16 protein-coding genes are annotated in these 18,317 nt (G+C 60.1%); all 16 read right to left on the bottom strand.

Annotated features, from left to right (window positions below; all coding sequences use genetic code 11):
* Nucleotides 1-1,308 carry a lipoprotein-releasing ABC transporter permease subunit gene (locus tag HGP14_RS07435; protein WP_168829214.1) on the bottom strand — a complete coding sequence of 436 codons (1,308 nt, stop codon included), beginning with the start codon at nt 1,306-1,308 and terminating at the stop codon, nt 1-3.
* Nucleotides 1,309-1,325: 17 nt separating this feature from the next.
* The gene (gene proS / locus HGP14_RS07430; RefSeq protein ID WP_168829213.1) at nt 1,326-2,648 is read right to left on the bottom strand and encodes a proline--tRNA ligase; all 1,323 of its coding nucleotides are present in this window, start codon (nt 2,646-2,648) and stop codon (nt 1,326-1,328) included.
* A 591-nt stretch (nt 2,649-3,239) separates the two neighbouring features.
* Nucleotides 3,240-3,515, bottom strand: a complete 276-nt coding sequence (locus HGP14_RS07425) for a DUF1467 family protein (protein ID WP_168829212.1) — start codon at nt 3,513-3,515, stop codon at nt 3,240-3,242.
* Between the two features lie 106 nt (nt 3,516-3,621).
* Nucleotides 3,622-4,026 (bottom strand): methylmalonyl-CoA epimerase, encoded by a 405-nt coding sequence (gene mce / locus HGP14_RS07420; RefSeq protein WP_168829211.1) that lies wholly within the window; start codon nt 4,024-4,026, stop codon nt 3,622-3,624.
* Between the two features lie 4 nt (nt 4,027-4,030).
* Nucleotides 4,031-5,701 carry a ribonuclease J gene (locus HGP14_RS07415; RefSeq protein WP_168829210.1) on the bottom strand — a complete coding sequence of 557 codons (1,671 nt, stop codon included), beginning with the start codon at nt 5,699-5,701 and terminating at the stop codon, nt 4,031-4,033.
* An 8-nt stretch (nt 5,702-5,709) separates the two neighbouring features.
* A complete protein-coding gene (locus HGP14_RS07410; RefSeq protein WP_168829209.1) occupies nt 5,710-6,474 on the bottom strand; it encodes a biotin--[acetyl-CoA-carboxylase] ligase in 765 nt (254 codons plus the stop codon).
* The gene (nuoN, locus tag HGP14_RS07405) at nt 6,474-7,919 is read right to left on the bottom strand and encodes an NADH-quinone oxidoreductase subunit NuoN (protein WP_168829208.1); all 1,446 of its coding nucleotides are present in this window, start codon (nt 7,917-7,919) and stop codon (nt 6,474-6,476) included. Before nuoN ends, HGP14_RS07410 begins: the two co-directional genes overlap by 1 nt.
* A gap of 16 nt (nt 7,920-7,935) precedes the next feature.
* Complete coding sequence (locus HGP14_RS07400; protein ID WP_168829207.1) at nt 7,936-9,447, bottom strand: NADH-quinone oxidoreductase subunit M; 1,512 nt, start codon at nt 9,445-9,447, stop codon at nt 7,936-7,938.
* Nucleotides 9,447-11,447 carry an NADH-quinone oxidoreductase subunit L gene (gene nuoL, locus HGP14_RS07395; RefSeq protein WP_168829206.1) on the bottom strand — a complete coding sequence of 667 codons (2,001 nt, stop codon included), beginning with the start codon at nt 11,445-11,447 and terminating at the stop codon, nt 9,447-9,449. Before nuoL ends, HGP14_RS07400 begins: the two co-directional genes overlap by 1 nt.
* A gap of 7 nt (nt 11,448-11,454) precedes the next feature.
* Entirely contained in the window at nt 11,455-11,763 is a 309-nt protein-coding gene (gene nuoK / locus HGP14_RS07390; RefSeq protein WP_168829205.1) for an NADH-quinone oxidoreductase subunit NuoK, read from the bottom strand.
* 22 nt (nt 11,764-11,785) lie between these two features.
* On the bottom strand, nt 11,786-12,400 hold the full coding sequence (locus tag HGP14_RS07385; RefSeq protein ID WP_168829204.1) for an NADH-quinone oxidoreductase subunit J: 615 nt from the start codon (nt 12,398-12,400) through the stop codon (nt 11,786-11,788).
* A gap of 140 nt (nt 12,401-12,540) precedes the next feature.
* Nucleotides 12,541-13,032, bottom strand: a complete 492-nt coding sequence (gene nuoI, locus HGP14_RS07380; protein WP_168829203.1) for an NADH-quinone oxidoreductase subunit NuoI — start codon at nt 13,030-13,032, stop codon at nt 12,541-12,543.
* 40 nt (nt 13,033-13,072) lie between these two features.
* Entirely contained in the window at nt 13,073-14,116 is a 1,044-nt protein-coding gene (gene nuoH / locus HGP14_RS07375) for an NADH-quinone oxidoreductase subunit NuoH (protein ID WP_168829202.1), read from the bottom strand.
* A 12-nt stretch (nt 14,117-14,128) separates the two neighbouring features.
* Nucleotides 14,129-16,210 (bottom strand): NADH-quinone oxidoreductase subunit NuoG, encoded by a 2,082-nt coding sequence (nuoG, locus tag HGP14_RS07370; RefSeq protein ID WP_168829201.1) that lies wholly within the window; start codon nt 16,208-16,210, stop codon nt 14,129-14,131.
* Nucleotides 16,211-16,384: 174 nt separating this feature from the next.
* Nucleotides 16,385-17,008 carry a 5' DNA nuclease gene (locus tag HGP14_RS07365; RefSeq protein ID WP_168829200.1) on the bottom strand — a complete coding sequence of 208 codons (624 nt, stop codon included), beginning with the start codon at nt 17,006-17,008 and terminating at the stop codon, nt 16,385-16,387.
* A 4-nt stretch (nt 17,009-17,012) separates the two neighbouring features.
* Nucleotides 17,013-18,317: an NADH-quinone oxidoreductase subunit NuoF gene (nuoF, locus tag HGP14_RS07360; protein WP_168829199.1), complete on the bottom strand. Its 1,305-nt coding sequence runs from the start codon at nt 18,315-18,317 to the stop codon at nt 17,013-17,015.

Genomic DNA, 18,317 nt, shown 5'->3' with positions numbered 1-18,317 from the left:
TTATTCGTAGCGGAGCGCCTGCACCGGATCGAGCCGAGATGCTCGCCAGGCCGGAAAAATGGTCGCAAGGAAGGAGAGCGTCAGCGCCATGATGACGACGGAAAGCGTTTCACCGAGATTCATCTCCGCCGGCAGCTGGCTGAGGAAATAAAGCTGCGGATCGAAAAGCACCGTGCCCGAGACCCAGGAGAAGAACTCGCGGATCGATTCGATATTGATGCAGACGATCACGCCGAGCAGCACGCCGGCAACGGTGCCGACGATGCCGATCGCAGCACCGGTCATGAAGAAGATGCGCATGATCGAGCCGGAAGTCGCACCCATGGTGCGAAGGATGGCGATATCGCTGCCTTTGTCTTTCACCAGCATGATCAGGCCGGAGATGATGTTCAGCGCCGCAACGAGGACGATCAGCGTCAGGATCATGAACATGACGTTGCGCTCGACCTCAAGGGCGGAAAAGAACGTCTGGTTACGCTGGCGCCAGTCCGTGATCGCGATCTGGCGGCCAGCCGCCGCCTCCACCTTCGGACGGAGATTGTCGATATCATCAGGATTGTTTGCGAAGAGCTCGATCGACTGAACGAGCCCCTCGGCATTGAAATAGAGCTGCGCCTCTTCGAGCGGCATGTAGATGATCGCCGCGTCATATTCCGACATGCCGATCTCGAAGATGCCGGAAACGGTATATGACTTGACGCGCGGATTGATGCCCATCGGCGTCACGTCGCCTTCCGGCGAGATCAGCGTGATCGTATCGCCCGGCTGCAGGCCGAGCTGCGTTGCCATGCCGGAACCGACGAGAACGCCCTGCCCGGAGGCGAAGCCCACCATGTCCCCGGACTTGATGTTATCGGAAACCGTCTTGAGCTTGGTAAGGTCTTCCGCACGAATGCCGCGCACCAGCGCGCCAGTTCCTGCACCCGCCTGCCCTGAGGCCAGCGTCTGCCCCTCGACCAGCGGCAGCGCCATCTTGATGCCCGGCACTGCTGCAAACTTGTCAGTCAACGCCGCATAGTCGTTAAAGGGACCGTCCACCGGCTGGACGATCATATGGCCGTTGATGCCGAGAATGCGCGAGATCAGCTCGGTGCGGAACCCGTTCATCACCGCCATGACGATGATCAGCGTTGCGACGCCGAGCATGATGCCGACGAAGGAAAAGCCGGCGATGACAGAGATGAAGGCCTCCTTGCGGCGGGCGCGCAAGTAGCGCCACGCCACAAGGCGTTCGAAGGCAGAAAATGGGCTGCTTGCCGGACCAAAGCCAGATTTCGAACCCCGCTGGTCCACCGCCGCTTCTGCCATTTCGCCTCCGTTCAGCCTTACGCCAAGAGCTTGTTGATCGCCGCGTCGATGGTCATCGTTTCGCGGGCACCGGTCTTGCGGTCCTTCATTTCCACTTCGCCGTTCGCGACCGCGCGCGGACCGGCGATGATCTGGACGGGCACACCGATCAAATCGGCCGTGGCGAACTTCGTTCCGGCGCGATCGTCGGTATCGTCGTAGAGAACGTCCTTGCCTGCATTCGACAGCGCTGCGTAAATCTTGTCGCAGGCAGCGTCGCAGGCGTCGTCGCCCGCCTTCATGTTGATCACGATCGCATCGAAGGGAGCGACGGAAGCCGGCCAGATGATTCCGTTCTCATCATGCGATGCTTCGATGATGGCGGGAACAAGGCGCGTCGGACCGATCCCGTAAGAACCCATGTGAACGGCGTGTTCCTTGCCGTCCGGACCCTGCACCTTGGCGCCCATCGGCTCGGAGTATTTCGTACCGAAATAGAAGATGTGCCCGACCTCGATGCCGCGAGCGGAGAGACGGTCACCCTCCGGCACCGCGTTGAAAGCGGCTTCGTCATGCATTTCGGACGTTGCAGCGTAGAGCGAGGTCCACTTGTCGAAGACGGCCTTCAGGCCCTCGACGCTGTCGAAGTCCGTATCTGCAGCCGGAATATCGAAATTGACGAAATCCTTGTGGCAGAAGACTTCGGATTCGCCAGTATCCGCTAGGATGATGAACTCGTGGCTCAAGTTGCCGCCGATCGGGCCAGTGTCGGCGCGCATCGGAATGGCGCGCAGGCCCAGGCGGTCGAAGGTACGCAGGTAGGCCGTGAACATCTTGTTGTAGGAATGCTCGGCACCTTCGCGCGTCAGGTCGAAGGAATAGGCATCCTTCATCAGGAATTCGCGCGAGCGCATGGTGCCGAAGCGCGGGCGGATCTCGTCGCGGAACTTCAGCTGGATGTGATAGAGGTTGAGCGGCAGGTTCTTGTAGGACTTGACGTAGGAGCGGAAGATATCCGTCACCATTTCCTCGTTCGTCGGTCCGTAAAGCATCGGCCGGTCCTGCCGGTCCTTGATGCGCAGCATCTCCTTGCCATAGGCGTCATAGCGCCCGCTCTCCTGCCAGAGCTCGGCGGACTGGAGCGTCGGCATCAGAAGCTCGGTGGCGCCCGCGCGGTTCTGCTCCTCGCGGATGATGTTGTTGACCTTGTCGAGAACCCGCTTGCCGAGCGGCAGCCAGGAATAGATGCCCTGAGACTGCTGGCGGATCATTCCGGTTCGCAGCATCAGCCGGTGAGAGACGATTTCCGCCTCCTTGGGGTTTTCCTTAAGGATGGGCATAAAATAGCGGGACAGACGCATGACGGATTCCAGAGCAGTTGGGGATTCCGCATCTCATACGGAATCGACGGCGATCATTGGTATTGGGAGCGTTCATAACCGCTTCGCGGCCGGAAAGAAACCCGCGTTGGGCGCAGGCGCCCTTCCGTAGCCGCAAGTTTACCGTCAAAAGATGCCCCTGTTGGAAAAAGCGGGCTTTTTGAACGGCTTGCGTCAAAATGTCATCAACAGGAATTTTCTTCTCAACTGTAGCAAAAATGCAAAAAAAGCTGGTGACAAAGCCCATTCTTTGAGCTAGCTTTAGCTTACAAAACAGGCAGGGAGTTCAATCCCTGCCGAATTTCGCGGTCAAGTCTTGGGAGGATCAGATCTTAGGCGCGTTCATCGCAGCCCCGGCAACGGTACAGATCACGCGATACTTGAAAACAAGGCTTTCAGCCTTGTTTTTTTTTGGTTTTTTATCAGCCATCACCTGCAGAAAGCCGCTTCTGACGCAACGGTAAGGCCTCATGCCGTTGCGTGAGTTCTCTGCCGCACTTTTGTGACGCGCGTATGACAGGGATTTTTAATTAGAACAACGGCATATGCTCAAAGATCGAGCAAAAGCCCCAATTATTGGAAATGGGGGCCGATCTGCGGGAGGGCATCGAACCCCCAGCCGAAATAAGTCGACGAAACATACCAGGCGACATAGACGACCGCCGAGATGATCGTCGTCAGCGAGAAGGTGAAAAGCGCCCGAAACCGCGTCGGCGCGCTCGGCACGGTGCCGAGAACGACCTCGTTGTCCTCCGCTTGGGTACGCAGGCCGATGGGCAACACCGCAAAGAGCGTGATCCACCACACGATGAAATAGACGGCAAAGCCCTGTAGAAAAATCTGCAGCATTCTTGTGTCCCGAGGCGCGGCTGCGAACATCGCAACAGATGTGTTTATAGAGCGGAATGACGGAGACCTCAAACGGTCTTCCGGTTCTTCTGCTCCGGCGGACCAGCTAGACCTGTTCCAGCTCGATCAGAGTACCAAAGAAATCCTTCGGGTGCAGGAAGAGGACGGGCTTGCCATGGGCACCGGTCTTCGGTTCGCCGCTGCCAAGCACCCTCGCCCCGGCATTCACAAGGTGGTCGCGCGCCGCAAGAATATCCACGACCTCGTAGCAGATGTGGTGCATGCCGCCGGATGGACTCTTTTCCAGGAAGGCGGCGACGGGCGAATTTTCACCGAGCGGCTCCAGCAGTTCCATTTTCGTGTTCGGCAACTCCACGAAGACGACGGTAACGCCATGCTCAGGCAGAGGCAGTGGCGCGGAAACCTTCGCACCGAGCGTATCGCGATAGCTTGCCGTTGCTGCAGCAAGATCGGGAACGACGATGGCGATGTGGTTCACGCGGCCCAGCATCGGATCATACCTTTGTAATGAACGCCGTCACGACCGGCTTCTTGCCCCAGATCTGGTTCGCCGCGGCGCGGACCGCCCGGCGCACTGCCTCCTGCAGCATATTAAGGTCCTTGCGGCGGGCGCGCGGAATGCTTTCTATTGCGCCGACGACGGCGTCAAAGAGCGCGTCTTCCATGTCGTCGCCCTCGTCGTCAAAGACCGGAAGCCCGACCGCAACCAGGTCAGGGTCGCCGATGATGTCAAAGCGGCTGTCGATCACGACGTTGACGGCGACATGGCCGACATAGGAAAGCTTCTTGCGCTCGCCAATGCCCATCTCGTCGAAATCGCCGATAAGCAAGCCGTCCTTGTAAATCCGCCCGTGCGGGGCCTCGTCGATAACTTCGGCCGGACCAGGCGCCAGGCGCAGCATGTCGCCGTTACGCACGCGCGGAACCATGCTGATTCCGGATTGCTCCGCCAGCTCCTTGTGCGCGGTCAGGTGCGTTGCCTCGCCGTGCACCGGCACGACGACCTTCGGCCGCGTCAACTCATACATCTTCTGCAGTTCATTGCGGCGAGGATGACCGGAGACATGAACCAAGGCCTCGCTGTCGGTGATGACGTGAACGCCCTGTTCGATGAGGCCATTCTTGATGTCCTGAATCGCCTTCTCGTTTCCGGGTATGGCGCGCGACGAGAAGACAACGATATCGCCGGCGGAGAATGCGACGTTGCGCATTTCGTCTCGCGAAAGCTTGGCGAGTGCGGCGCGCGGCTCGCCCTGGCTGCCGGTCAGGATAACCACGACCTTGTCACGCGGAATATAGCCATACTCGTCTTCCGCGATGAACGGCTTGATACCTTCCATCAGCCCGATATCGCGCGAGACGTCGACGACGCGCTTCAGCGAACTTCCAAGCAGCAGGACTTCACGGCCAGCAGCCTCCGCGGCCTCGGCAATGGTGCGGATGCGGCCGACGTTGGAGGAGAAGGTGGTAACCGCCACCCGGCCTTCGGCATCCTCGATGATCTTGGCAAGGCTTTCCGAAACGTCTTTCTCGGACGGCGACACGCCGTCACGCAGCGCATTGGTGGAATCGCACATCAGAGCCAACACGCCTTCATCGCCGAGTTGGCGGAAGCGGGTCTCGTTGGTGAGCGGCCCAAGCGAAGGCTCGTGGTCGATCTTCCAGTCGCCGGTATGAATGACGTTCCCCAGAGGCGTGCGGATCATCAGCGACATCGGCTCGGGGATCGAGTGGTTGACGGCGACGCCCTCGATGCTGAACGGACCGACATTGATGGTATCGCCGGCCTTGAAGATTGTGACCGGCACCTCGCCGATTGCGTCCTTCTCGAAATTGCGCTTGGCTTCCAGCAGCCCTGCTGTGAACGGCGAACCGTAGACGGGAACATTCAGGCCCGGCCAAAGGTCGGCCAGCGCGCCGTAGTGGTCCTCATGCGCATGTGTGATGATGATCGCCTTGAGGTTCTTACGCTCCTTGGCGAGATAGCCGATATCCGGCAGCACCAGATCGACGCCCGGCAGGTCCGGGCCGGGAAAGGTGACGCCGCAGTCAACCATGATCCACTGGCGGTTATCCGCCGGGCCATAACCGTACAGCGCGAGATTCATTCCAATTTCGCCGACGCCGCCCAGAGGCAGAAATACCAGTTCGTCCTGTTTTGCCATAAGCTCAGCTATCCAAAAAACACATCTCCGGCGGCAATCTGCATCATCTTGCCCGCGCCGGTTTTAAGCATCAACAAGCCATTATCATCAATTCCGACGAATTGCCCGGAAATCGAACGGTCCGGCAGATTGACCGTGATCTTCTCCCCGATGCCGCAAGCGACATCGCGCCAGCGGGCGGCAATCTCGCGAATGCCGCGCCCCTCGCTCCAGATGTCGAGCACCTCTGCCATCGAGCGGAAGAGATGGGCAAAGAGCTCTTCCGGAGAGACAGCACTTCCATGCTCGCGCAGACAGGTGACCGGATAGAGCGGACTGTCCGGCATGACCGAGACATTGACGCCGATCCCGATGACCAAAGCCTGACGGCCATCGTCCAGTCGTTCGCCTTCCACGAGAATTCCACAGGTCTTCTTGCGGTCGATCAGGATGTCGTTCGGCCACTTTACCTCAAGCGGTGCGCTGCCCGGCGGCAGAACCATCCGGATCGCCTGATGCACGGCAACCGCGATCGCCAGCGGAAGCGACGCCAGGCGCTCCACCGGCGCCGGCTCGATCAAAAGAAGAGAAGCGTAGAGATTTCCCCGTTCCGACGCCCAGGCGCGGCCACGGCGACCGCGTCCGCTCGTCTGCCTTTCGGCGGTCACCCAGAGGAACCCGGGGTCGCCAGCCCGGGCTCGGGCAAGGCATTCGCTATTCGTGGATGACGTCTCAGACAGCGCCTCGTGCCGGAAATCGCCAAGCGATATCCGGCGCTGTGTGGGAGACGCCATCAAAAGAGAGTCGCCGCCGCAAGCTCGGTCGCAACACCGATCGGCCCGGCAAAAAAGATATACGCCAGAACGAATGCTCCAGAAAGGCCGAAGACCAAGCGAAGCGCGCCGGGCACGCGGCCGAACTCGTCCGTCGCTTCATCGAACCACATCAGCTTGATGATACGCAGATAGTAGTAGGCGCCGACGACCGATGACAGAAGGCCGATGAGGGCGAGCGCGTAAAGCTTGGCCTCGACGGCGGCCACGAAGACGAAGTATTTCGCGAAGAAGCCTGCAAGCGGCGGAATGCCCGCAAGCGAGAACATCAGGATTGTCAGGATCGTCGCCATGAAGGGGTTCGTGCTCGAAAGGCCGGCGAGTTCATCAACCGCTTCAACGACCGTGCCGTCCTTGCGGCGCATCGACATGATGATCGCGAAGCTGCCGAGGGACATGACGAGATAGATGAGCATATAAAGCATCACGCCGGATACGCCGTCTGGATTGCCGGCGGCGAGCCCAACCAGCGCAAAACCCATGTGACCGATCGAGGAATAGGCCATCAGGCGCTTAATGTTCCTCTGGCCGATTGCAGCAAAGGAACCGAGCACCATCGACGCGATCGAGACGAACACCACCACCTGCTGCCAGTCGGCGATGATCGGCTGGAAGGCAGTGATGACAATGCGCGTCATCATGGCCATCGCAGCAACCTTCGGCGCGCTTGCGAGGAAGGCGGTGACCGGCGTCGGGGCGCCTTCGTAGACGTCGGGGGTCCACATGTGGAAGGGAACGGCCGAAAGCTTGAAGGCGATGCCTGCGAGGATAAAGACCAGCCCGAAGATCAGGCCGAGCGACCGCGCGCCTTCGACGGAAAGCGCCTGGGCGATGGCGACGAACTGCGTGTGGCCCGTGAAGCCATAAACCAGCGACATTCCGTAAAGCAGCAAGCCTGAAGAAAGCGCACCAAGGACGAAGTACTTGAGGCCAGCTTCCGAGGACTTCAGGTTCTCGCGGTTGATTGCCGCGATGACGTAGATTGACAGCGACTGCAGCTCGAGGCCGAGATAAAGGGCGATCAGGTCGTTTGCCGAGATCATCAACAGGACGCCCAGCGTGGCGAGCACGACCAGGACCGGAAACTCGAACTTGTCGAGCTGATTTTCCCTTGCGTGGCCAATCGACATGAAGAGCGCCGCGAAGGAGCCGATAAGCGCCGTCACCTTCATGAAGCGGGAGAAGCCGTCCGCCCGGTAGACACCGCCATAAGCAACGCCTTCGGCCGGCACGAAGATCAGCCATAGCGCCGACGCGGCAAACAGGATCATCGCGAGCACGCTCACCATGCGCCCCGACCGTTCGCCCGCGAATACGCCGATCATGAGCAAGACAAGGGCGCCGACCGCCAGGATGAGTTCCGGCGCGGAAAGATGCAGGCTGGCAAAGAGTGTTTCAGCAGTCATTTCCAAAGTCCCGTCATCATTTCACAAGCAGTGCGGTGCTCGGCAGGGCGTCGACTGCCGCGCGGTAATTGTTGATTAGCAGATCCACTGAAGCAGCCGACGCATCAAAGACCGGAGCAGGATAGATACCGAAGAAGATGATCACCGCCATCAAGGGATAAACGATGAACTTCTCGCGGAAGGAGATATCCAGCAGCTCCTTGATCGATTGCCTTTCGAGCGCACCAAAGATGATGCGACGATACAGCCAGAGCATATAGGCAGCCGACAGGATCACACCTGAGGCCGCGAAAATTGCGACCCAGGTGTTGACGCGGAAAATGCCGATCACCGTCAGAAACTCGCCGACGAAACCGGATGTTCCCGGCAAGCCGACATTGGCCATGGTGAATACCATCAGAGCGGTGGCATACCGCGGCATCGTGCTGACCACGCCGCCATAGTGCGAGATGTCGCGGGTATGGGTGCGTTCATAGATGACGCCGACGCAGAGGAAGAGCGCGCCCGAGATGATGCCGTGCGACAGCATCTGGAAGATCGCACCATGAATGCCTTCCTGGTTCACGGCGAAGATACCCATCGTCACGTAGCCCATATGCGCCACCGACGAATAAGCGATCATCTTTTTGATGTCGGTCTGCATCAGCGACACCAGCGATGCGTAGATGATGGCGGTTACCGACAGACCGAAGATGAGCGGCGCGAAGTACTCCGACGCATGCGGGAACATCGGCAGGGAGAACCGCAGGAAGCCATAGCCGCCGAACTTCAGCAGCAACGCCGCAAGGTCGACGGAGCCAGCCGTCGGAGCCTCGACGTGCGCGTCCGGCAACCAGGTGTGGAAGGGCCACATCGGTACCTTGACGGCAAATGACGCGAAGAACGCAAGCCAGAGCCACGTCTGCATTTCCGGGGAGAAATGATGGCCGAGGAGTGCCGGGATCGACGTCGAGCCAACCTCGATATAGCACGCAATGATGGCGATCAGCATGAAGATGGAGCCAAGCAGCGTGTAAAGGAAGAACTTGAACGTCGCGTAGATGCGCCGAGGTCCGCCCCACACACCGATGATCAGGAACATCGGGATAAGGCTGGCTTCGAAGAACACGTAGAAGAGGACAATGTCCATGGAGGCGAAAACGCCGATGATCAGCGTTTCCAGGACCAGGAAGGCGATCATGTAATCCCTGGGGCGCAGCGTAATCGCATTCCAGCTCGTCAACACGCCGAAAGGCATCAGGAAAGTCGCGAGGACGACGAACAGAACTGAAATTCCGTCGACACCGACATGGTAGGAGATCCCGTTCGCCATCCAGGCGTATTGCTCCACCATCTGGTAGCTGGGGCTGTTACCATCGAAGCCGAACCAGACGACCAGAGAGAGAAGGAAGGTGACAATGGTCGTCACGAGCGAAATGATCATGACGTTCTGGCGACCGTGTGGGCCGTCGTCGCGCATGAACAACAACAGCAACACACCGACCATCGGCAAGAAGATGACCGTTGAAATGATAGGCCAATCGGTCATCAGATAGAACTCCCGAGCATCATCCAGGTAACGAGCGCCGCAATGCCGATCAGCATGGCGAAGGCATAGTGATAAAGGTAACCGGTCTGCAGACGGACCACGCGATTGGTGACGTCGAGGACACGGGCGGCAACGCCGTTCGGTCCGTAGGTATCGATGACGCCAATGTCACCCTTCTGCCAAAGGAAGCGGCCGAGGCCCTTTGCGGTACGGACGAAAAGAAAATCGTAAAGCTCATCGAAGTACCACTTGTTGAGCAGGAACCGGTAGAGCACCCGGTGCTGGTGCGCGAGCGTGCGCGGCGTCGACGGCGACTTGATGTACATGTACCAGGCCGTGACGAAGCCGATGAGCATCGCGATGAAGGGGCTGAGGCCTACCCAAACCGGAACGTGGTGGAATTCTTCCAGCAGTTCGTTCTCGGCGCTGGTGAAGAGCGCGCCCTTCCAGAACTCAGCATATTCCTCGCCATAGAAGCGGCCTTCGAACAGGACGCCGGCGAAGACTGCACCGATCGCCAGAATGTAGAGCGGCACGAGCATGACCTGCGGGGATTCGTGAACGTGGTGCATCACCTCATGGGAGGCGCGCGGCCGGCCGAAGAAGGTGAGGAAGATAAGGCGCCAGGAATAGAAGCTCGTGAACAGAGCCGCGATCACCAGCAGCGTAAAGGCGAAGCCTGCGGCCGGAGAGTGCGAGGCAAACGCAGCCTCGATGATCACGTCCTTGGAGAAGAAGCCTGCGAAACCGATCGGGGTGAAGGGAATGCCGACGCCGGTCAGCGCCAGCGTGCCGATCGTCATCATCGCGAACGTCATCGGGATGTGCCCGCGAAGGCCGCCCATGTGGCGCATGTCCTGCTCGCCATCGACGGCATGGATGACCGAGCCGGCGCCGAGGAACAGCAGTGCCTTGAAGAAGGCGTGCGTAAAGAGGTGGAAGATCGCCGCGCCATATGCGCCGACGCCGAGCGCCACGAACATATAGCCGAGCTGCGAGCAGGTCGAGTAAGCGATGACGCGCTTGATGTCGTTCTGCACGAGGCCGACGGTTGCCGCGAAGAAGGCAGTGATCGCGCCGATGACCGTAATGACGGTCAGAGCGTCCGGCGAAAGTTCAAAGAGCGGCGACATGCGAGCAACAAGGAAGACGCCTGCGGTCACCATGGTTGCGGCATGGATGAGTGCTGAAACCGGCGTCGGGCCTTCCATGGCATCCGGCAGCCAGGTGTGCAGCGGGACCTGCGCGGACTTACCCATGGCGCCCATGAAGAGCAGCAGGCAGGCCGCTGTCAGCGCATGCGACTTGTCGAGCTGCATGCCGAGGAAATTGAGAACGATCTGGCCGCCCTCACCTCCGCTTTCCGCAGGGGCGAAGCTCGAGGCGTTGCCGAAGATCGTATCCAGGCCGATCGAACCGAAAAGGTAGAACACAGCGGCAATGCCGAGAAGGAAACCGAAATCGCCGATGCGGTTGACGATGAAGGCCTTCATCGCGGCTGCGTTCGCCGACGGCTTCTTGTACCAGAAACCGATCAGCAGATAGGACGCGAGGCCAACGCCCTCCCAGCCGAAGAACAGCTGCAGCAGGTTGTCGGAGGTCACCAGCATCAGCATGGCGAAGGTAAAGAACGAGAGATAGGCGAAGAAGCGCGGGCGATGCGGATCATGATGCATGTATCCGATCGAGTAGATGTGTACCAGCGACGAGACCGTGTTGACGACGATCAGCATGACGGAGGTGAGCGTGTCGATGCGCAGCGACCAGGAAGAATCGATGCCGCCGGACTGGATCCAGCGCAGTACTTCGACCTTGATCGGCCCACCATCGAGATGACCCAAGCCGACCGTGAAGAAGACGTACCACGAAAGGATGGCGGCGATGACCAGCAGACCGGAGGTGACGTATTCCGACGCCTTGGCGCCAATCGCACGGCCGAAAAAGCCGGCGATGATCGCGCCGATCAGGGGAAGAAAGACAATAGCCTTATAGAGGAACATGAGCCACTCAGCCCTTCATCATATTGACGTCTTCGACCGCGATCGAGCCGCGGTTACGGTAGAAGACAACGAGAATTGCAAGACCGATCGCCGCTTCGGCCGCGGCAACCGTCAGAATGAATAGTGCGAAGACCTGGCCGACAATGTCGTTGAGGAACGACGAGAAGGCGACCATGTTGATGTTGACCGAGAGCAGGATGAGTTCGACCGACATCAGGATGATGATGATGTTCTTCCGGTTGAGGAAGATGCCGAAGATGCCGATCGTGAAAAGGATGGCGCTGACCGTCAGGTAATGGGAAAGACCGATGACCATGTTCTTTGTTCCTTGTCCTGCCTCAGACGCCCTGCCCCGGCTTGACCGTGACCACCTCGACGGCGGTCTCGGGCGTGCGGGCAACCTGTCTGGAAATATCCTGCCGGCGAATGTTGGTGCGGTGCTTGAGCGTCAGCACGATCGCGCCGATCATGGCGACGAGAAGAACAAAACCGGCGATCTGGAAGTAAAAGATGTAGTTCGTATAGAGCACGTCGCCGAGCGCGGCGGTATTTGTGCGCTCGGTAATGGCCGGGATCGGCATGCCGACGTTCTTTGCGACGGTGGGCGAGATCACGCTGCCGCCGGCGACGATGATCAGTTCGGCCGCAAGGATCAGGCCGATCAGCGCGCCGACCGGCGCATATTCGAGGACGCCCGCGCGCAACTCGGCGAAGTCGATGTCGAGCATCATCACCACGAAAAGGAAGAGAACCGCGACCGCGCCGACATAGACGACGAGCAGGATCATCGCCAGGAACTCAGCGCCCAAGAGCAGGAATAATCCAGCGGCATTGAAGAAGGTCACGATGAGGAACAGAACCGAGTGAACCGGGTTCTTTGCCCAGATGACCATGAACGCCGACGCTACCGCGACAAAGGCGAAAAGATAGAAAAATAGAGCCTGCAGACCCATGTTGGTGCCTTTTTCATCTTCCCCCGGGCAGCCGGGAGTTCCCTGCCCGATGGAGCCTCGCGAGCATCAAGCCAGCAACAGCTCCGGTGCATGTTGACCGCGCGAGGCAAGCGCCCGCTGCGCGGCATTTCAGATTCCGATCAACGGTACGGCGCATCTATCGCAATGTTGCGGGCGATTTCGCGCTCCCAGCGATCTCCATTGTCGAGAAGCCGCTGCTTGTCGAAATAAAGTTCTTCGCGGGTTTCCGTGGCGAACTCGAAGTTCGGGCCCTCGACGATGGCATCGACCGGGCACGCTTCCTGGCAGAAGCCGCAATAGATGCACTTCACCATGTCGATGTCGTACCGCACGGTGCGGCGTGTGCCGTCGTTGCGGCGGGGACCCGCCTCGATGGTGATGGCCTGAGCTGGACAGATCGCTTCGCAGAGCTTGCAGGCGATGCAGCGCTCTTCACCGTTCGGATAGCGGCGCAACGCATGTTCGCCGCGGAAGCGCGGGCTGACCGGATTCTTCTCGAAGGGGTAATTGATCGTCGCCTTCTGACGGAAGAAATAGCGCATCGACAAGAAGAATGCGCCGACGAATTCCTTGAGGAACAGCGAGTTGACGGCGTTAGACAAGCTAGCCATCTTCAACCTCCAAATTTGCTGGAAACAACGGCGGACATCATCATGCCCATCCCGTCAGTTTCAGCACGAATGCAACGATGACGACCATGGCGAGCGACAGCGGAAGGAAGACCTTCCAGCCGAGGCGCATCAGCTGGTCGTAGCGGTAGCGCGGCACGAAAGCCTTAACCAGCGCGAACATGAAGAACACCAGGCAGGCCTTCAGCGTGAACCAGATGATGCCCGGTACCCAATTCAGGAACCAAACGTCAACCGGGGGCAGCCAGCCGCCGAGGAAGAGAATGGTCGTCAGCGCGCACATCAGGCAGATGGCCGCGTATTCGCCGAGCATGAACATCATGTACAGCGAGGAGCCGTATTCGACCATGAAGCCGGCAACCAACTCCGATTCCGCTTCCGGAAGGTCGAAAGGCGGACGATTGGTTTCAGCCAGAGCCGAGATGAAGAAGACGATGAACATCGGGAACAGTGACAGCCAGTGCCAGTCGAGGAACGACGGCGGCAGGCCGAGCTTGGTGCCGAGGCCCGTCTGCTGCGAAAGAACGATGTCCGTCAGGTTCAGCGAACCGACGCAGAGGAGAACGGTGACGATCACGAAGCCGATCGAGACTTCGTAGGACACCATCTGCGCCGCCGAGCGAAGCGCGCCAAGGAACGGATACTTCGAGTTCGAAGCCCAGCCGCCCATGATGATGCCGTACACTTCGAGCGACGAAATCGCGAAGATGTAGAGAATGCCGACGTTGATGTTGGCGATGACCCAGCCATCCGCCAGCGGTACGACAGCCCAGGTGGACAGCGCCAGAAGCACGGTGACGAGCGGTGCGAGCAGGAACACGACCTTGTTTGCGCCCGCTGGAATGACCGGCTCCTTGAAGACGAACTTCAGTAGGTCCGCGAAGGACTGGAACAGGCCGAAAGGACCGACGACGTTCGGTCCGCGGCGAAGCTGAACCGCTGCCCAGACCTTGCGGTCAGCAAGCAGGACATAGGCGATGAATACCAGAAGGCATACCAGCAGGAGAAGCGACTGGCCGACCATGATGAGGCCGGGCCAGACATACGTGGAAAAGAATGAGTCCATAGTCCCCTGCCCTTATTCTGCCGCGACTTTGAAGTTGTTGCGGGCCAATGCGGAGCACTCGGCCATGACAGCCGAGGCACGCGCTATCGGGTTCGTCAAATAGAAGTCTTTGACGGGTGAAGCAAACCCGGATTTGTTCATCTTCCCGGCTTTTTTGGCCAGTGCGGCAATTTTGGCGCTGTCTGGTTGTGCGATCTCGTCGAGGGCCGCGAAATGCGGGAACGCGGCATAGAGTTTCGAGCGCAGTTCGGCAAGCGAGTCGAAGGGAAGCTTCTTGCCGAGGACGTCGGAAAGCGCGCGCAGGATCGCCCAGTCTTCGCGAGCGTCGCCGGGTGCGAAACCGGCACGGTTGCCCATCTGGACGCGGCCGTCGGTGTTGACCCAGGTGCCCGACTTTTCGGTGTAGACGGCGGCCGGCAGAATGACATCGGCATTGTGCGCGCCGTTGTCGCCGTGCGAGCCGATATAGACCGTGAGCTTGGCAGCCTTGCGCGTGAAGTCGAGCTCGTCTGCGCCAAGCAGGAAGAGCACGTCCATCGAGGCGAGCATCTCAGCGGCATTGACGCCCTTGGCGCCCGGCACGAAACCGAGATCGAGGCCCCCGACGCGCGAAGCCGCCGTATGAAGCACCGCAAAGCCGTTCCAGCCGTCCACAACAGCACCGACAGCGTCCGCGAGCTTTGCAGCACTTGCGAGCACACCGGCACCATCGCCACGCGCCAGAGCGCCCTGCCCGATGATGATCAATGGCTTCTTGGCCTCGGTCAGGACCTTGGCGAAGGCATGGTTGCCGTCAACCAGCTCCTTCAGCGTGTCCGGGCCGGAGCCGAGATATTCGTACTGATAGCGCAGGTCGGCGGCTTCGCCGATCACACCGATCGGGAAACCACCCCGGCGCCAGCGCTTGCGGATGCGGGCGTTGAGCACCGAGGCTTCGTAACGCGGATTGGCGCCGATGATGAGGAGTGCGTCTGCTTCTTCGATGCCCTGGATCGTCGGGTTGAAGATGTAGCTTGCGCGGCCGAGCGACGGATCAAGTGCCGTTCCATCCTGGCGGCAATCGAGGTTCTCTGAGCCGAGCGACTTCACCAGTTCGGAGAGCGCGTACATTTCCTCGACGGAAGCGAGGTCGCCGGCAATCGCGCCGATCTTGTCGCCGGTCGTTGCGGCTACGGCAGTCTTGATGGCGCCGAAGGCTTCGGCCCAGGTCGCCGGCTGGAGACGGCCATCCTTGCGAACGTACGGACGATCGAGGCGCTGCGTCTTCAGGCCGTCCCAAATGAAGCGGCTCTTGTCGGAGATCCACTCTTCATTGATCGCTTCGTTGACGCGCGGCAGGATACGCATGACCTCGCGGCCGCGGGTATCGACGCGGATCGCCGAACCAAGCGCGTCCATGACGTCGATCGATTCCGTCTTGTTCAGTTCCCACGGGCGGGCCGTGAAGGCGAAAGGCTTCGAGGTCAGCGCGCCGACCGGGCAAAGGTCGACGATGTTGCCCTGCAGCTCGGAGGTCATCGCCTGCTCGAGATAGGTGGTGATTTCGGCGTCTTCACCACGGCCGATCAGACCGAGCTCCGAGATACCGGCAACTTCCGTCGTAAAGCGGACGCAACGCGTGCAGTGAATGCAGCGGTTCATGACCGTCTTGACGAGCGGGCCGATGTACTTGTCTTCGACGGCGCGCTTGTCTTCCTGATAGCGGGAGGTATCGATGCCGAAAGCCATCGCCTGGTCCTGCAGGTCGCATTCGCCACCCTGGTCGCAGATCGGGCAATCGAGCGGATGGTTGATCAGCAGGAATTCCATCACGCCTTCGCGGGCCTTCTTGACCATCGGCGTGTTGGTGAAGACTTCGGGCAGTTCGCCGTTCGGGCCGCCGCGGATGTCGCGTACGCCCATGGCGCAGGATGCCTGCGGCTTCGGCGGGCCGCCCTTCACTTCGACAAGACACATGCGGCAATTACCGGCGACCGACAGCCGCTCGTGGAAGCAGAAGCGCGGAACTTCAGCACCGGCTTCTTCGCATGCCTGCAGCAGCGAAAAATGATCCGGGACTTCGATCTCGTTGCCGTCAATCTTCAGTTTTGCCATCGTCACTCAGTCCTGTTTCCTGTTCGCCGGATGGCGGCAAACAAACCCATTCTGCAACATTTGCCGCTGCCAGGCAGGATTTTGTCCCCGCAGGCACCGGTGTCGCCCAAATTCTCTATCCGGCTTCAGCAACCGAAACCGGGTCCGCGGCTGCCTTGCGGCAGCCGCAAAAGATCAAGTCCGCTTGCGGCCCTTCGCAACAAGCGCCTTCGCCTGACCCGTCCAATCGTCACGGGCGATGCGGCCGTCGAAACCGAGTTCGGCGTCGATCTTGGCGATATCCGCATCCGTCCAGGCCGCGATCTCGGCAAAGGTCCGAATGCCCCTTGCATTCAAAACCTGCTCAAGCTTCGGCCCGATGCCGGCAATCCGCTTCAGGTCGTCGGCCTTCTTTGCGCGTACCGCCGGCTTCTTTGGGGCCGCAGGTTGCCTCAGAGCCGGAGCCTTCTGCTCAGCGACCGGGACAATCGCAAGCTTAGCCTTCTTCACCGCTGCCGGCCGGATATGCTCCGGCTTGATCCGCACTTCCGGCTTAGGCTCTTCCGGCGGCGTGTCGTCGAGCGCTTCCGCCAGTCTGTGCGTAGCCTCGAACGCACCCTGCATCGCGCCCAGAAATGCGCCCGCCATCTGCGTCGAGAAGCCGAAACCGATCGCGGTCACGGCCGCCATCGCGGCGACGGGCGGCGCCATCAGCGGATGCACCGGCAAAGTACGCTCCAGCATCTCGACAGCAAGCCGGCCGAAGTCGGCCGAGAGATCGGGCGCGCCTTCCTTCCATGCACTGTGAGATGCCTTCATCTTTCTACTCCGCAGCTTCGAGGACCGCGCCGTGATCCAGTGCGCTCGCCGTGTACTGGTCGATACGCGCCTCGATCTCAGGACGGAAATTACGGATCAGACCTTGCACCGGCCATGCGGCGGCGTCGCCGAGCGCGCAGATGGTGTGGCCTTCGATCTGCTTCGTTACCTGGAAGAGCATGTCGATCTCGCGCTTGTGGGCATTGCCCTTGGCCATGCGCTCCATCACGCGCCACATCCAGCCGGTGCCTTCGCGGCACGGCGTGCACTGGCCGCAGCTCTCGTGCTTGAAGAACGCGGAGATGCGGGCGATCGCCTTGATGACATCGGTGGACTTGTCCATGACGATCGCGGCGGCCGTACCGAAGGACGAACCGACTGCACGCAGACCGTCGAAATCCATCGGGCAGTCGATGATGTCCTTAGCCGGAACGATGGGGCACGATGCGCCGCCCGGAATGACGGCAAGCAGGTTGTCCCAGCCGCCGCGGATGCCGCCGGCATGACGGTCGACGAGTTCGCGGAAGGTGATGCCCATTTCTTCTTCAACGGTGCACGGCTTGTTGACGTGGCCGGAGAGCATGAAGAGCTTGGTGCCGACATTGTTCGGACGGCCGATCGAGGAGAACCAGGCTGCACCACGGCGAAGGATCGTCGGCGCGACGGCGATCGACTCGACGTTGTTGACCGTCGTCGGGCAGCCGTAGAGACCCATATTGGCCGGGAATGGCGGCTTCAGACGAGGCTGGCCCTTCTTGCCCTCGAGGCTTTCGAGCAGCGCGGTTTCTTCGCCGCAGATGTAAGCACCGGCGCCGTGGTGGACGAAAATGTCCATGTCCCAGCCGAGCTTGTTGTTCTTGCCTAGCAGACCGGCATCATAGCACTCGTCGATCGCGGCCTGCAGCGCTTCGCGCTCACGGATATATTCGCCACGGACATAAATGTACGCGGTATTGGCACCCATCGCGAAGCTCGCGATAACGCAGCCTTCGATCAGCGTATGCGGATCGTGGCGCATGATGTCGCGGTCCTTGCAGGTCCCCGGCTCCGACTCGTCGGCATTGACGACGAGATAGTGCGGGCGGCCATCGCTTTCCTTCGGCATGAAGGACCACTTCAGACCAGTCGGAAAGCCTGCGCCACCACGGCCGCGAAGGCCGGAGGCCTTCATCTCGTTGACGATCCAGTCGCGGCCCTTTTCCAGGATCTGCTTGGTGCCGTCCCAATGGCCGCGGCTCATCGCGCCTTTCAGGGATTTGTCCTTGAGGCCGTAGATGTTGGTAAAGATGCGGTCTTTATCTTGTAACAT

Origin of the sequence: Rhizobium sp. P32RR-XVIII (genome assembly GCF_012641395.1) — a bacterium.
GTDB lineage: Bacteria > Pseudomonadota > Alphaproteobacteria > Rhizobiales > Rhizobiaceae > Rhizobium.
This window is presented reverse-complemented; position numbering and strand designations above follow the sequence as displayed.

Excerpts from the sequence above, each read along its gene's own strand:
- HGP14_RS07410 (WP_168829209.1), bottom strand. The coding sequence starts at position 6,474 with ATGGCGTCTCCCACACAGCGCCGGATATCGCTTGGCGATTTCCGGCAC.
- HGP14_RS07435 (WP_168829214.1), bottom strand. The coding sequence starts at position 1,308 with ATGGCAGAAGCGGCGGTGGACCAGCGGGGTTCGAAATCTGGCTTTGGT.
- nuoI (WP_168829203.1), bottom strand. The coding sequence starts at position 13,032 with ATGGCTAGCTTGTCTAACGCCGTCAACTCGCTGTTCCTCAAGGAATTC.
- HGP14_RS07425 (WP_168829212.1), bottom strand. The coding sequence starts at position 3,515 with ATGCTGCAGATTTTTCTACAGGGCTTTGCCGTCTATTTCATCGTGTGG.
- nuoH (WP_168829202.1), bottom strand. The coding sequence starts at position 14,116 with ATGGACTCATTCTTTTCCACGTATGTCTGGCCCGGCCTCATCATGGTC.
- HGP14_RS07365 (WP_168829200.1), bottom strand. The coding sequence starts at position 17,008 with ATGAAGGCATCTCACAGTGCATGGAAGGAAGGCGCGCCCGATCTCTCG.
- HGP14_RS07400 (WP_168829207.1), bottom strand. The coding sequence starts at position 9,447 with ATGACCGATTGGCCTATCATTTCAACGGTCATCTTCTTGCCGATGGTC.
- nuoK (WP_168829205.1), bottom strand. The coding sequence starts at position 11,763 with ATGGTCATCGGTCTTTCCCATTACCTGACGGTCAGCGCCATCCTTTTC.
- HGP14_RS07415 (WP_168829210.1), bottom strand. The coding sequence starts at position 5,701 with ATGGCAAAACAGGACGAACTGGTATTTCTGCCTCTGGGCGGCGTCGGC.
- proS (WP_168829213.1), bottom strand. The coding sequence starts at position 2,648 with ATGCGTCTGTCCCGCTATTTTATGCCCATCCTTAAGGAAAACCCCAAG.
- nuoN (WP_168829208.1), bottom strand. The coding sequence starts at position 7,919 with ATGACTGCTGAAACACTCTTTGCCAGCCTGCATCTTTCCGCGCCGGAA.
- nuoG (WP_168829201.1), bottom strand. The coding sequence starts at position 16,210 with ATGGCAAAACTGAAGATTGACGGCAACGAGATCGAAGTCCCGGATCAT.
- HGP14_RS07385 (WP_168829204.1), bottom strand. The coding sequence starts at position 12,400 with ATGGGTCTGCAGGCTCTATTTTTCTATCTTTTCGCCTTTGTCGCGGTA.
- nuoF (WP_168829199.1), bottom strand. The coding sequence starts at position 18,317 with ATGTTACAAGATAAAGACCGCATCTTTACCAACATCTACGGCCTCAAG.
- nuoL (WP_168829206.1), bottom strand. The coding sequence starts at position 11,447 with ATGTTCCTCTATAAGGCTATTGTCTTTCTTCCCCTGATCGGCGCGATC.
- mce (WP_168829211.1), bottom strand. The coding sequence starts at position 4,026 with ATGCTGGGCCGCGTGAACCACATCGCCATCGTCGTTCCCGATCTTGCT.